The organism is Roseovarius sp. S88 (genome assembly GCF_037023735.1).
Taxonomy (GTDB): domain Bacteria; phylum Pseudomonadota; class Alphaproteobacteria; order Rhodobacterales; family Rhodobacteraceae; genus Roseovarius; species Roseovarius phycicola.
The window spans coordinates 299,149-313,099 of sequence record NZ_CP146069.1 but is presented as its reverse complement, the minus strand read 5'-3'; the positions used below and the strand labels follow the sequence as shown (position 1 = coordinate 313,099).

Annotated in this window: 12 protein-coding genes; 8 read left to right on the top strand and 4 right to left on the bottom strand. The window is 54.9% G+C overall.

The genetic code is table 11. The features are described 5' to 3' along the window. The first annotated feature begins 50 nt into the window (after positions 1 to 50). Positions 51 to 1,046, top strand: a complete 996-nt coding sequence (locus RZ517_RS01520; protein ID WP_338549738.1) for a GlxA family transcriptional regulator — start codon at positions 51 to 53, stop codon at positions 1,044 to 1,046. Between the two features lie 51 nt (positions 1,047 to 1,097). Here RZ517_RS01520 and RZ517_RS01515 read toward each other — a convergent pair whose 3' ends face one another. Further along, a complete protein-coding gene (locus tag RZ517_RS01515) occupies positions 1,098 to 3,623 on the bottom strand; it encodes a hypothetical protein (protein ID WP_422395555.1) in 2,526 nt (841 codons plus the stop codon). Between the two features lie 198 nt (positions 3,624 to 3,821). Between RZ517_RS01515 and RZ517_RS01510 the strand changes: the two genes are divergently transcribed. Next, positions 3,822 to 4,445: a thiamine diphosphokinase gene (locus RZ517_RS01510; protein WP_338549736.1), complete on the top strand. Its 624-nt coding sequence runs from the start codon at positions 3,822 to 3,824 to the stop codon at positions 4,443 to 4,445. 9 nt (positions 4,446 to 4,454) lie between these two features. On the opposite strand, the gene RZ517_RS01505 is transcribed toward RZ517_RS01510, so the two are convergent. Next, the gene (locus tag RZ517_RS01505) at positions 4,455 to 5,828 is read right to left on the bottom strand and encodes an L-serine ammonia-lyase (RefSeq protein WP_338549735.1); all 1,374 of its coding nucleotides are present in this window, start codon (positions 5,826 to 5,828) and stop codon (positions 4,455 to 4,457) included. Positions 5,829 to 6,246: 418 nt separating this feature from the next. On the opposite strand from RZ517_RS01505, the gene rpiA reads away from it, so the two are divergent. The 6 genes from rpiA to RZ517_RS01475 all read left to right on the top strand — a co-directional run bounded on the left by rpiA (position 6,247) and on the right by RZ517_RS01475 (position 12,329). Next, positions 6,247 to 7,035 (top strand): ribose-5-phosphate isomerase RpiA, encoded by a 789-nt coding sequence (gene rpiA / locus RZ517_RS01500; RefSeq protein ID WP_338549734.1) that lies wholly within the window; start codon positions 6,247 to 6,249, stop codon positions 7,033 to 7,035. Positions 7,036 to 7,046: 11 nt separating this feature from the next. Next, positions 7,047 to 8,405, top strand: a complete 1,359-nt coding sequence (gene gorA, locus RZ517_RS01495) for a glutathione-disulfide reductase (protein ID WP_338549732.1) — start codon at positions 7,047 to 7,049, stop codon at positions 8,403 to 8,405. 72 nt (positions 8,406 to 8,477) lie between these two features. Next, entirely contained in the window at positions 8,478 to 9,623 is a 1,146-nt protein-coding gene (hflK, locus tag RZ517_RS01490) for an FtsH protease activity modulator HflK (protein ID WP_338549731.1), read from the top strand. A gap of 1 nt (position 9,624) precedes the next feature. Further along, on the top strand, positions 9,625 to 10,506 hold the full coding sequence (gene hflC, locus RZ517_RS01485; RefSeq protein ID WP_338549730.1) for a protease modulator HflC: 882 nt from the start codon (positions 9,625 to 9,627) through the stop codon (positions 10,504 to 10,506). Beyond that, positions 10,503 to 10,700 (top strand): DUF2065 domain-containing protein, encoded by a 198-nt coding sequence (locus RZ517_RS01480; protein WP_338549729.1) that lies wholly within the window; start codon positions 10,503 to 10,505, stop codon positions 10,698 to 10,700. The genes hflC and RZ517_RS01480 overlap by 4 nt, the downstream gene beginning before the upstream one ends. Positions 10,701 to 10,862: 162 nt before the next feature. Further along, positions 10,863 to 12,329: a DegQ family serine endoprotease gene (locus RZ517_RS01475; protein WP_338549728.1), complete on the top strand. Its 1,467-nt coding sequence runs from the start codon at positions 10,863 to 10,865 to the stop codon at positions 12,327 to 12,329. A 68-nt stretch (positions 12,330 to 12,397) separates the two neighbouring features. On the opposite strand, the gene RZ517_RS01470 is transcribed toward RZ517_RS01475, so the two are convergent. After that, positions 12,398 to 12,976 (bottom strand): DUF1643 domain-containing protein, encoded by a 579-nt coding sequence (locus RZ517_RS01470; protein ID WP_338549727.1) that lies wholly within the window; start codon positions 12,974 to 12,976, stop codon positions 12,398 to 12,400. After that, a complete protein-coding gene (gene truB / locus RZ517_RS01465) occupies positions 12,969 to 13,889 on the bottom strand; it encodes a tRNA pseudouridine(55) synthase TruB (RefSeq protein WP_338549726.1) in 921 nt (306 codons plus the stop codon). Before truB ends, RZ517_RS01470 begins: the two co-directional genes overlap by 8 nt. Positions 13,890 to 13,951 lie beyond the last annotated feature (62 nt).

Sequence of the window (13,951 nt, the reverse complement as noted above, 5' to 3'; positions counted from 1 at the left end):
CATCATCTTGGTGGCGGTGCCTGTCTGAGAAAGGGAAAGAATACGCTCTGATGTATCTTCATAACTTTAACTCAAAACCGACATCCGAGGAGGATGTTGCTGCGAAACCTCGCAACTTTTCGAGCGATTTTGTTTTCATTACTCAGGACGATAGCATCGAATTCGTCGCCGGGACCTGTATCCATGTTTTACGCGCCGCGAACCAGCTTCTGGAACGGAACGCTTATACCTGGACACAACTAAGATCCGCTGATTTGCCGGGAAATGGCAGTCCGATCTGTGGGCCGGATCAAACTCTGGTTCTCATCGGCGGGTCTGATCAAGCGTGGACGCCCAACGCCGAACAGTTACGCATTTTGCGATCTGCGATCCGAAGCGCCTTGCGCGTATGCGTCGTGGGTTCCGCTGTCTTTGTGCCCTTGGCCGCCGGCGTTTTGGGAGCAAAACGTCTTGCGGTACACTCGGCTTTTCAAACCGGTGTATCGGAGATGAATTGCTCAATTGAGATGCATCCAGGGTCGACATGCCACCACAAGTCCCTGAGCAGCGCCACGGGACCTGCGGCTGCTATGCGCATGATGGTGGAGTTGGTCGGATCCCGCGACGGCGAAATAGCCGCCATGGCGCTGTCCCGTGACCTTGGGCTCAGCGAAAGTGAAGCTTCTTGTGGCACAGGTGAACATCTCAGGTTTCAACGCATGTCGCAGGGAGACGAAGTGATCCAGGAAGCGCTTCAGATGATGGAAGATCATTTGGAGGACACACTAAGCGTCGCGCAGATTGCCGAGGTCATTGGCGTCTCGCCTCGCAAATTGGAACGCAGTTTTGGTGATCGTTTGGGGCGGTCACCATTGAAAGTCTATCGCGACTTGCGGTTGCACCGTGCGCATAATCTTTTGGCTCAAACCGCAATGCCTTTAAGTGAGGTCTCAGTGGCGTGTGGGTTTTCGAATGTGACCTTGATGAAACGTTGGTTTCACCAAAAATACGGGGAACTTCCCTGCGATGTGCGGCGTCAGGCCTTTTGCGGTGCCGAACACGCGTAAAAAAGCCCGGCACGCTTGGCCGGGCTTTGTGGCGACTTGAATTTGCAAGCTTTAACCCGCGTCGCGCGCCTCACTGCGAAATTCGGTTTCGTCGGTCACCGCAAAGCGACCACCACGGATTTTGCGAAGCTTGCCGCCGCGCAATAGCTCTCCGAAAGATCGCAGACCGTCTTCTCGCGAATAACTGTCTGACGTGACCTCTTTGAGCTTGTTCATCAGCATCGGCCGCGAAAACTCAGCGCGTCCCTCAACATCGGACATGTAAGCCGCGGCTGCCTCGAGAATTTGCGGAAGTTCGGTCGCACCCATCTCTTCCGCGAAACTTGCAAACCCACCCATTGCTTCTGTTTGCATTTCGGCCATCGGTGGACGCTCACCGGCAGAAACACGGCGCGGGCGGACCGGAGCCTGATCTACATCGACACGCTGTTCCGCGACAAGCTTTAATGGCGCAGGATCAACGTCTTCTGGACGCGTCGGGCGACGAGATGTGCTCGCAGTTTCAGACGCGCTGGGTCTGCGTGGGCGCACAACTTCGGCTAGGTCCGAACGGTAAGGGGCATCATCGACGTCTTTCTCGATTTTGCCTCCGGCTTTGTGCTCGGCACGAGTGGCCGCCACAGCAGCGCGCAGATGTTGGATCGCATTGCGGCGCAGTGACGCCTCTTTGTCTTCCATCTGTGAATCGGCTTCGTCGAAAATCCGCTCAACGTCTTGCTCTGGCTCGCTTTTTCCCATTCCCAGCAGGCGTTTCAGGCCGCGCGGTTTTTCCTTGGACTCTTCTGGTTCGATCTCTGGTGCAGATTCAATCTCGGGCGATGGGTCGAGGTCGGAGGCAGTGGTCATAGCGTCCGCGTTGCTCAAAGCATCGCGTTGCTGCGCTATTTCCAATGTGGAATCCGCAATCGCTTCGGCCTCCGCCAGATCGATCTTGTCATCAGCCAAATCTGCGACCTCAACCGCGTCCTCGATGCGGTCCGCCTTAAACATCTCCGGGTCAGTTTCAATCTCGGCCTCAACCTCGGCCAGTTCACGCAGTAGATCGGCCTCGTCCTCCGGACTTAACGTTGAGTCCCCAAGGTCATGATCCAGGTCTTCGGCGACCGTTTCTTCTTCGACAATTTCCACCCGCTCATCGCTGCCAAGAACCAGCGGCTCCATATCGTCTTCGATCGCCGCCGTGTCTTCGGCTGGCGCATCCAAAGCGTCTTTTTCTAATTCGAAATTTGTCACTTCGGATTTGATTGCTTCGGAGACCTCCAATTCGTCTGCTTCACTATCTGCGAAGTTGTCGGGTGTGGAATCCGCCAGAAGTTGGGCCAGTTCATCTTCTTCTATGACGTCAGCAGGCTCAGCGATTTCTGCAGCTTCTTGAGTTTCTTCTGCATCCGAACTTTCGAAAACCTCTTCAATATCAGTTGTTTTGTCGAGTTCTTCTGAATCTTCTTCCTCATCATCGGAGAACGCTTGCTCGAGGGTTTCGGCAGCCAAATCCAGCTGTGGTGAACCGTCCGACTCCTCCTCTTCGCGCGTCGATGCCAGCAGTGCTTCCAGTTCAGACGACGTATTTTCCATGAGGTCTTCAGCGTGTTCGTCCTCGCTGAAGTCATCGGGCACAAACTTCGGTTCGCTTTGCGCAGCTACGGCACGAATACGCTGAAGCTTTTCCGCGATGTCATCAGACTCAGAGAGCTCAGGCGCTTCGTCCTTTTCGGTGCCTTCGCTGATGAAATCGGCCAGACCAATGGATTGATCGTCCTGAACATCTTCAAGTTCGGCAATTTCAGCTTCTATCTCGTCGACTTCGAGCAAGTCATCGACAGAGTCATCACTCTGAGCCGCGGCCAGCTGAGCCTCTTCGGCAGCAGCGTCGGCCATAAAGGCAGCAATGTCAGGATCTAGGTCATAAGAGTCCGACGGGTGGTCTTCTAACGTCTCGGGCTCAGCCTTTTCTTCTTCCTCAACCTCTGCAGACGCGGAAATCTCGGCCAAAAGCTCTTCTGTTTCGGTCTTTTCCGCCGAAATAGACTCTATTTCCGAAGCATCTTCAGGTTCGTCTGTCGGGTCTTCGGTTGGGGCCTCATCAATGAGGTCTTCCTCATCCGCAACATTGTCATCTGACGCGGTTTGTGGGTCCGGCTCTAAGGCGTCGGCATCCGCATAGGTTTCGTCGACAAACTCAGGCTCAACCAAAGAGTCCTCGATAGCTTCCGATACGAGTTCAGAAGCGTCTTCCATCGTTGGGAGGCCTTCTGTCGCAACTTCGGAAGGCTCTTCAATATCGGGTGCAAGCAAGCTCGTTGTCGCCAGTGCGCCGTCTTCGTCCTGAGCGCGCAGGTGAATTTTTCCCTGATCTTCATGTGCTTCTACGCGGCGCGCAATCTCGCGTTCCGCAATGCGCGCAAGCATTTCGGCGTCGGGTGTCGGCGGTTCGGCCCCGAAATAGCGATCATCGGCGGCCAAATCGCGGAAATATTCCGCAATTGCCTTCATTGTATCGAAAGAATCATCGAATCCTTCTAGCGTGCACGAGAACGTGCCGTACGAAACTGTTAGGATTTTACTTGTACTTACCATTTTTTATTGCTCGCTCTGCATGACCTGCGACATCAGGATTTACCATGTTGCCCTAGACCAAAGCGGCCCGATTCTTAGAATTTTAGCGTATCATTTCACGGCTAGAATGTGTCTTGTTTCCAAAATAGAGGTTAATCCGGGGAAAATTAGGTGATTGTTTACAATTCTTACCCTGTGACTTTGGTTGGTGGTGGTTCCTTGGACAAAAGTGACCTGAGTCGCGCTTTGTCCATGGGATCTTACATAGTTGCAGCCGATGGCGGAGCGGGCGCGGCAATTAACCATAATATCCTGCCAGATGTGGTTATCGGCGATTTTGACTCGATTTCGGATAAAATCCTTTCGAAAATTCCCAGCGATGCGCAACACAGAATCGAAGAGCAAGACAGCACGGATTTCGACAAATGCCTGCGCAACATTGATAGCCCGCTAATCCTTGCCGTCGGGTTTACCGGCGCGCGAATCGATCATCAGCTTGCGGCATTCAACACTCTCGTGCGCTATCCCGACAAGCCGTGCATCCTGCTCGGCCCTTGCGATACCGTGTTTCTTGCACCGCCTGCGATCAATCTGGACTTGCCTGCAGGTACGACCGTGTCGCTTTTTCCGATGGGCGCTGTTGAAGGGCATTCAGAAGGGCTGAAATGGCCTATATCCGGTATTTGTTTCACACCAGATGGTCAGATCGGCACATCAAATGAAGCCACAGGCCCGGTATCGCTTGCCCTGACCGCACCAAAAATGCTGGTCACAGTTCCATCAGAGCATTTTGAACTGGTTGCGAACGCGTTGCAGAACACGGCGTCCCATTGGCCAAGTTAAAACCTCGCATCAACAGTTTGGAATGTTGACAGCGAGACCGCCCAGAGACGTTTCCTTATAGCGTTCGCTCATATCGAGACCGGTTTGGCGCATGGTCTCAATACAGGCATCCAGCGGGACAAGATGCGTACCATCACCACGCATGGCGAGGCTGGCTGCGCTGACGGCCTTTATTGCACCCAAGCCATTGCGTTCGATGCAAGGTACCTGCACCAGACCTTTGACTGGGTCACAGGTCATCCCAAGATGATGTTCCAACGCGATTTCTGCCGCATTTTCGATCTGAGCTGGTGTGCCGCCCAGGACTGCGGCCAAACCAGCGGCGCCCATTGCGGCAGCACTTCCCACCTCGGCCTGGCACCCGGCCTCAGCTCCGCTAATTGAGGCGTTGAATTTGACAAGGCCACCGATGGCTGCGGCTGTCAAAAGGAAGGTTTCAATCTCTGATTCAGACGCGCCCGGGACATGCTCCAGCCAGTACTTGATCACAGCAGGCACGACGCCCGCGGCCCCATTGGTGGGTGCCGTGACAACTTGCCCCCCGGCGGCGTTTTCTTCGTTGACAGCCATCGCATAGACGCTGATCCAATCGTTGATCTTGTGCGGCGCATTCAGGTTTGTGCCACGCTCGGCGATAAGCGCATCGTGTATGCCCTTGGCGCGGCGCTTCACCTGCAACCCACCGGGCAGGATACCCTCCTGCGTGATGCCACGTTCGATGCAGCCATTCATCACCTGCCAAAGCCGGGCCACACCGCTGCGCAGGTTTTCAGTACCACCACGCTCAATTTCGTTTGCCTTCTTCATCTCGGCAATAGATTTGCCACTGGTTTCCGCCATTTGCAGCATCTCTTCGGCGGATTTGAACGGATAGGGTATGGGCGCGCCTTCATCCGTATCCTGACCTGAGGCAAGCTCCGCCTCGGTCATCACGAAACCACCGCCAATGGAGTAATAGATCTCTTGCAGGATCACATCGCCTTGGCTGTCGGTGGCCATCAGGATCATACCATTGGCGTGACCGGGCAAATTCGGGCCGAAGTCAAACACCAGATCATCTTTGGGATTGAATGACAGTGTCGGAAGGTCGGGCGGTGTGACAGATTGCGTTTCGCGAATGGTCTCTAGAGCTGCCTCAGCCTGATCATGGTCATAATCATCAGGACGAAATCCTGCGAGGCCCAAAATAGTCGCGCGATCCGTCGCATGCCCAACACCGGTAAAAGCAAGAGACCCATGCAAAGATCCGCGCAATCCGTGAAATTCAAAGGGAGATGCTCGCATCGCATCCAAAAAGCGCGCGGCCGCAACCATCGGTCCCATTGTATGGGAAGACGACGGTCCAATGCCGATCTTGAACATATCAAAGACGGATAGAAACATAGTTCTTGCTTAACATAGGTGGCTGCCCGTGGCTCTTTTATGTTGTGGGGTCGAATACACAATGTGCAAAAGCGACCAAGAACACAAAGTCCCCGCCACAGATCAGTTGGGTTTGTCTTCGTGAACTCATATTCACCATAACTTAACACGCTTTGCTCAGACTGATGTCACAGACGCAACTGAATATAGTACAGAGGCGGTTAATGCAGACAGCAGGTTTTATACTGATGCTGGCCACAGGTGTTCTTCTTTTCTTTGAAGCAGGGCATGACATTCAAACCAGTTCCTCGATTAACTGGTCTATCGTGGCACAGCCGTGAATGATGCAGAGGGCGAAAACTTGGCGATTCGCCCTCGCCCCCGGGAACAAACTCCGTATAACGCGGCCTGAACCGATTGGTATCTGGGGAGATGCGTCATGACCGGAGAACTGTCACCGATTGATAAGGCCAAATTCGTGGCGGCCAAACGGTCTGTGGATTTTGTAGAAGACGGCATGCGTGTGGGTCTCGGCACCGGATCAACCGCCGCTTGGATGGTACGTTGTCTTGGCGAACTGGTCTGCGAAGACGGTCTCAAAATCAGAGGCGTTCCCACGTCCACAAGAACCGCCGAACTTGCGCGTGAAGTCGGCATTGAAGTCATTAGCCTTGACGAGGCACGTTGGATTGACGTGACAATCGATGGCGCGGATGAATTCGATGGCAATCTCAACCTGATCAAAGGTGGCGGCGGAGCACTCTTGCAGGAAAAAATCGTCGCCACGGCCTCAGATCAAATGGTGGTTATCACTGACGCCGGCAAGGAAGTCGAAAAATTGGGTGCGTTTCCCTTGCCGGTTGAAGTCATTCCATTCGGCTGGCAAACAACCAAGTCGCTAATCGAGGAACTTTTGATCTCTATGGACGTGCTGGGCCGCGATGCATCTCTTCGCATGAACGGCAGCCGTCCGTTTGTAACAGATGAAGGCAATTATATTCTTGATCTGCATCTGGGCCGCATTGGCGATGCGCATCAGATGGCCATGGTACTCAATCAGATGCCTGGCGTGGTTGAAAATGGGCTTTTCATAGATATCTGCGATGTGGTGGTGGTTGGCTTTGGCGATGGCCGGGTCGAAACCCGTGATATCAATGATGGAACAGTGGCAGAAGATCGTCTTGATTTTGTTGAGACAGACAATCTGTTTTCTGATCTTCAAGATTAAGGCAGCAACTCATGGCATTTGACTACGACCTCTTTGTCATTGGCGGTGGATCGGGCGGGGTACGTGCTGCGCGCGTGGCCGGGCAAGGCGGCGCGAAAGTGGCCCTGGCAGAAGAGGACCGTTATGGCGGAACCTGCGTCATTCGCGGCTGCGTGCCCAAGAAACTCATGGTCTTTGCCTCCGAATTTGCCCAAGCCCCCGCTGAGGCGCAGGCTTATGGTTGGGATATGTCGCTGGGCGCGTTTGACTGGACCGCGTTTTCGGGGCGGCTCAACGAAGAACTGGATCGGCTGGAAGGTATCTACAGAAACTTGCTCAAAGGGTCGAATGTCGACAGTTTTGATGCACGGGCGCGAATAAAGGACGCGCATACGGTAGAACTGGCAACTGGCGAAACTTTCTCGGCTAAGCACATATTGATCGCCACCGGAGGCCATCCAGTGCGGCCAGACCTGCCGAATGCGGAATTGGGAATGGTGTCGGACGACTTATTCCATATGAAATCCCTGCCCAAATCCATTCTGATCGTGGGTGGCGGCTATATCGCATGCGAATTTGCCTGTATTTTGAATGGTCTTGGCGTGGAAGTGACACAATACTATCGCGGTGCGCAGGTCCTGAGGGGCTTTGACGATGAAGCGCGTGGCCTGATTGCGGATTCCATGTGCGAGAAAGGCATCGACCTGCATGTTGGAACCAATATTCTGGAGATGTCAAAATCAGAAGGCGATGCTGTCCGGGTAAAATCCACAAATGGGATCGAACGTAATTTTGACGCTGTGCTCTTTGCCACGGGACGTGACCCTAATTCGGCAGATATGGGTTTGGAAGACGTTGGTGTGAAGCTGGGGCGGCGCGGAGAAATTGTGGTCGATGAGTACAGCCAAACCGCCGTGCCATCCATTTACGCGATTGGCGACGTGACCAACCGGGTGAACCTCACACCAGTGGCGATTCGAGAAGGCATGGCCTTTGTCGACACCGTGTTCAATGGCAAGCCAACACCTGTGGACCACGATTTGATCCCATCAGCCGTGTTCACACAACCCGAGTTTGGATCGGTTGGCCTTAGCGAAGAGGCCGCGCGTGATCAGGAACCCATTGACGTCTATTGCACCTCTTTTCGCCCGATGCGTACCGCCTTTGCTGAGCAGCCGGATCGCGTTTTGATGAAACTCGTCGTGTCGAAAGCCACAAATAAGGTATTAGGCTGCCATATCGTCGCACCGGGGGCGGGTGAAATGATCCAGATGGCCGGCATTGCCGTCAAAATGGGCGCGACAAAAGGAGATTTTGACCGGACAGTGGCTGTACACCCCACAATGTCTGAAGAACTGGTGACAATGCGCGAGCCGATGAGAAGCGCTTGAATTTTTACCTGTCCTGCACAGGTTATGACATAGAAACGCGCGTTTTGCGGGTAGAGGAAGGAAGAAAGTTTAATGGCTGGACAATCTGGCGGCCCTTGGGGCGGCGGAGGCGGCAACCGGGGCGGCGATGACGATGACCGCGGCAACCGTGGCAACAACGGACGCAGACCCCCCGAAGGTGGCGGTCCGCAGATTCCGGAAATTGATGAACTGGTGCGCAAGGGCCAGGATCAATTGCGCGTACTCATGGGCGGTCGCGGTGGCGGCGGCAATTCCGGGGGCGAAGGTGGGGGTGGCCCGACCTTTGGGCGCGGCAGCATTCTCATCGGCCTGGCCATTGCAGTTATTCTTTGGGGTGCAGTCAGCTTTTATACAGTCCGTCCGGAAGAACAGGCTGTGGAACTATTCCTTGGCGAAGAGTACCGCACAACCAATCCTGGTTTAAACTTTGCGCCCTGGCCGCTTGTGACATACGAAAAACTTGCCGTGACCCGCGAGCAAAACGAAGACATCGGCGTTGGCGGATCGGGATCAGACGCAGGGTTGATGCTGACTGGTGACGAGAACATCGTGGACATCGATTTTCAGGTTGTCTGGAATATCTCTGATCCTGCAAAGTATCTCTTTAACCTGCGTGATCCACGCCCGACCATTCGCGCTGTTTCAGAATCTGCGATGCGCGAAATTATTGCCCAGTCACAGCTGGCGCCCATCCTGAACCGGGATCGTGGTTCCATCGCAGGCCGGCTGGAAGAACTGATCCAATTGACGTTGGACAGCTACAACAGCGGCGTGAACATCATCCGTGTAAACTTTGACAAAGCCGACCCTCCACGAGAAGTGATCGACGCCTTTCGCGAGGTCCAGGCAGCCGAGCAGGAACGCGACCGTTTAGAAAAAGAAGCGGACGCATATGCGGCTCAGGTCCTGGCTCAGGCGCGCGGTGAAGCCGCGCAAACGCTTGAAGAATCCGAAGCCTACCGAGCGCAAGTCGTGAACGAAGCGCAGGGTGAAGCCAGCCGGTTTACCGCTGTTTTGGGCGAGTACCAGAAAGCGCCGGAAGTCACACGAAAGCGTCTTTACCTCGAGGCTATGGAAGACGTCTTGGGTGACATGGACAAAATTATCTTGGATGAAAATTCCGGTGGAGGTCAGGGCGTCGTGCCGTACCTGCCGTTGAATGAATTGCGCCGAAATCCGGCGGCGGGAGGACAGTAAGATGAAAAAGACAGGTTTCCTTCTGCCCATTCTTGGCGTGCTTATCATTGCAGCGCTCTCTTCGATTTTTATTGTGGACGAGCGGGAAAAAGCGCTGGTTCTGCAGTTTGGCCGCGTTGTTAAGGTCAAGGAAGACCCTGGGTTGGCGTTCAAACTGCCGCTGATCCAAGAGGTTGTGCGCTATGATGACCGTATCCTCAGCCGCGACATTGACCCACTAGAGGTGACACCTCTGGATGATCGCCGACTGGTTGTCGATGCCTTTGCACGCTACCGGATCACCGATGTAGAGCGCTTCCGTCAGGCGGTGGGTGTCGGCGGCATTGAGTTCGCCGAAGACAGGATCGACTCAATTCTTCGTGCCCAGACGCGCGAAATTCTGGGTTCGGTTGCATCAAATGACATCCTAAGCTCGGACCGGTTTGCACTGATGCTGCGCATTCGTAACGGTGCCGTAGCACAAGCCAACTCGCTTGGTGTTGAGATCATCGACGTGCGTCTGAAGCGTACAGACCTTCCGGCGCAGAACCTTGATGCGACTTTTGCCCGGATGCGCGCTGAACGTGAGCGTGAAGCAGCGGACGAACGTGCTCGCGGGAACGAGGCGGCGCAACGCGTTCGCGCGCAAGCTGACCGGACACAAGTCGAGATTGTTTCTGAAGCGCGACGCGAAGCCGAGATCACGCGCGGTGAAGCAGACGCGCAGCGCAACGCTATTTTCGCCCAGGCCTTTGGGGAAGATGCAGAATTCTTTGAGTTCTACCGATCACTCAATGCCTACCGAAAAGCGCTTCGCGGAGAAAACTCTTCAATGGTCCTGTCTCCTGACAGCGAATTCTTTAACTATCTGCGGTCAGATCAGGGCGCTGCGGCAAGTCAATGATTGAAACGATCTTTCTGGCCCTTGGGCTGGTGCTGATTTTTGAGGGGCTGGTCTATGCGCTGGCCCCTTCTCTTGTTGAGCAACTGCTTGCCGCTTTGCGCAGCCTCACAGAAGATCAAAGGCGCATGATGGGTCTTGTTTCTATCGCACTTGGCGTTGTTTTGGTATGGTGCGCCAAAAGCCTGGGTGCGTAGAATACCGGTTTGTGTCAAAGATTGACAAATCATTCACATGACCGTGACATGGTGTTGAGAAGTTTGCGCGGGCCGTCGGCGCACCTAGATAAGTGAATAGAAATGTGCAGGCAGCGTTGGACTGCCTGACACAAACCTGTTTTTGGCAAGGAGTGTTTCCGCGTGACAGCAAAGTCCATATCTTACCCCCATGCATCTGCACATGCGATCCGCGCAGTGTGGGTGTTGGCACTGTCCTTGGCGTTTGTTCTTGCGCAAGCCATCGCGTCGCAAGCACGCCCTGAAAGTTTCGCTGACCTGGCAGAAGACATAAGTCCGGCGGTTGTGAATATCACAACTTCGACTGTGGTTGCACAGGGCACCGGCCCTTCACCGATTGTTCCCGAAGGCTCGCCGTTCGAAGATTTCTTCCGTGAGTTTCAGGATCGGAACGACAACGGCGATCGGCCACGCCGAACGTCTGCGCTGGGGTCAGGCTTTGTGATCTCAGAAGATGGTTACGTTGTGACGAATAACCATGTCATCGAGTCCGCTGACGAGATTATTGTCGAGTTCTTCTCCGGCGAAGAACTGGAAGCCAAGGTGATCGGCACGGACCCAAACACCGATATCGCCTTGTTGAAAGTCGAAACTGACGAAGCTTTGCCATTCGTGCGTTTCGGAGACAGCGACACAGCCCGCGTCGGTGACTGGGTGATGGCGATGGGCAACCCGCTTGGACAAGGGTTTTCGGTTTCGGCCGGTATTGTCTCTGCCCGTAACCGAGAGCTGAGCGGCACATATGACGACTTTATTCAGACCGACGCCGCCATCAACCGCGGCAACTCGGGTGGGCCCCTGTTCAACCTTGATGGTGAAGTCATCGGCGTCAATACGGCCATTCTGTCGCCAAATGGTGGATCTATCGGGATTGGATTTTCGATGGCATCCAACGTTGTAACCCGTGTGGTCGATCAGCTCAAAGAGTTTGGCGAAACGCGTCGTGGTTGGCTGGGTGTTCGCATTCAGGATGTTACCGACGACGTGGCGGAGGCCATTGGCCTTGAGAAAGTTGCCGGCGCATTGGTCACTGATGTGCCTGATGGCCCGGCGCTTGATGCGGGGATCGCGTCTGGCGATGTCATTCTTCAATTCGATGGGTTCGAAGTTGAAGACACCAGAGGATTGGTTCGTCGCGTCGGCAACACCGAGGTCGGGAAGACAGTGCGCGTTCTGGTCTTCCGTGAAGGCAAGACTCAAACCCTTAAGGTTACACTTGGGCGCCGTGAAGCCGCCGAAGGAGTGGTTCCAGCAGCTCAGCCAAACACCGAAACAGACGAGCCAGCCGAGACCGAAATTCTCGGGTTGACCCTGCAACAGCTCAACGACGAGCTGCGCGGTCAGCTGGAGCTTGACGCAGACGCCAACGGTCTGGTTGTGACCGATATTGATACTCTGTCAGAGGCGCATGAAAAAGGTATGAGAGCCGGCGACGTGATCACAGAGGCCGGCCAACAAAAGCTGACTGCGATGAGCGATCTGACGGACCGTATTGAAGAGGCCACGGAAGCCGGGCGAAAATCGATACTTCTGCTGGTACGTCGTGCAGGCGAGCCGCGTTTTGTGGCTCTGTCCCTCGAAGACAGCTAGTCCTTCTAAAGACTCTTTCAGAAACGGGCGTCCAACTTGGGCGCCCGTTCCCTTCTGGGAAGACGGCATTACCCAGAGCTATGTGGAAAATCCATCAACGCTGTGTCCTTGCGCAGGTAAAGCGGATGTTTCGCCGAGCCGTCTTTGTTCAAACCAAGACATTTCAACGGTCGGCCCGTCGACGCAAGCGACCCAATGGCAGTTTGCACAATGCTGGCATAGCGATGATGCAATTTGCCATAGGCCATAACGACGAGCTCCGATTCCATCGCCATATCCAGCAACGCGGGCAGATTAGCAGCGCTGGCGGCGCGCTCAGGCTCATGCGGAATGTCCTTGGGCGACGTCGCACGCCAATCCAGAACATTGCCTTTCAGGTAACGTGTAAAGCCCCAGTCGCGCGCAAACATCAGCTCTCTGTGGCAGGTTGGGTCAGACGCGCTTGCGTCGGCCACGGATGGATTCATACCGACAAAAAGGACCGCACGCGGCGTTGATCCGTCCGGTGTCCAGTCCCTGGTCAAAGCCTGGCGATAGTGACCGCACTGAGAAAAAGTCGCGCCGCCGATCACGCCGTCTGGCAGACGCAGGCGCACCTTGCCGCCTGGGTCATGTGCCTCTGGTTTAGCACCGGGTGTATCACCCATTTGAGGCATCCTGATTGAAAACCCGCGAGGGATGCAATTCCCCGCCCTTGAAGCGCCCAACGGCCACAGCGCGGTCATCATAGGCCGCCCAACACTCTTCGCCATAGTCAAGATCCGAGGCAATCACAAGTCCCGGATTGCCATTGCGCAAACGTGCCAGACCCGTGTCGGTGCATATGGTTTTCGGAAGATCGGCCAGTCCAACCTCGAGTGGCTTCAGGTAGGAGTCCAGTTCCGGGCTATGCGCCATAGCATCAATCTGATCCATGGTCAGCCCATCCTCGGCCTGAAACGGCCCCGACCATAGTCGCCGAAGCGAAAGAACATGGCCATAACAGCCCAGCGCCGCGCCGAGATCCCTGGCGATGGAGCGAACGTATCCGCCTTTGCCGCAGGTCATTTCAAGCTCAATTGTATCTGCATTCGCCCGATCGGTCAGGATCAGTTCTTCCACCCAGAGCGGGCGCGCCTCGACGTCAAAATCCTCACCGTCGCGCGCTAATTTGTAGGCGCGTTGACCGTCTATTTTTACTGCCGAAAATTTGGGCGGGACCTGTTCGATATCCCCGACGAACTGACCCAGTGCTGCCTTGATGGTGGCATCATCCGGGCGCACCTCACTTTCCTTGATCACCTCGCCTTCCGCATCATCGGTGTTGGTTGCTTGTCCCAATCTCACTGTAAACCGATAGCACTTCAGTGCGTCAGTGACATAGGGGACGGTTTTTGTGGCCTCACCCAACGCCACGGCCAGTACACCAGTTGCCTCTGGATCAAGCGTGCCGGCATGCCCGGCTTTTTGCGCCTGTAGCGCCCAGCGAACTTTGTTCACAACTGCGGTCGATGTTATCCCTGCGGGTTTGTCCACGACCAACCATCCCGATAGCGTGCGGCCTTTGCGCTTACGTCCCATGTGTATCCTTACACCTCACCAGAAGGGCGCGGCGTATCGCAGTCGTTTGCGGGTGTCAAACA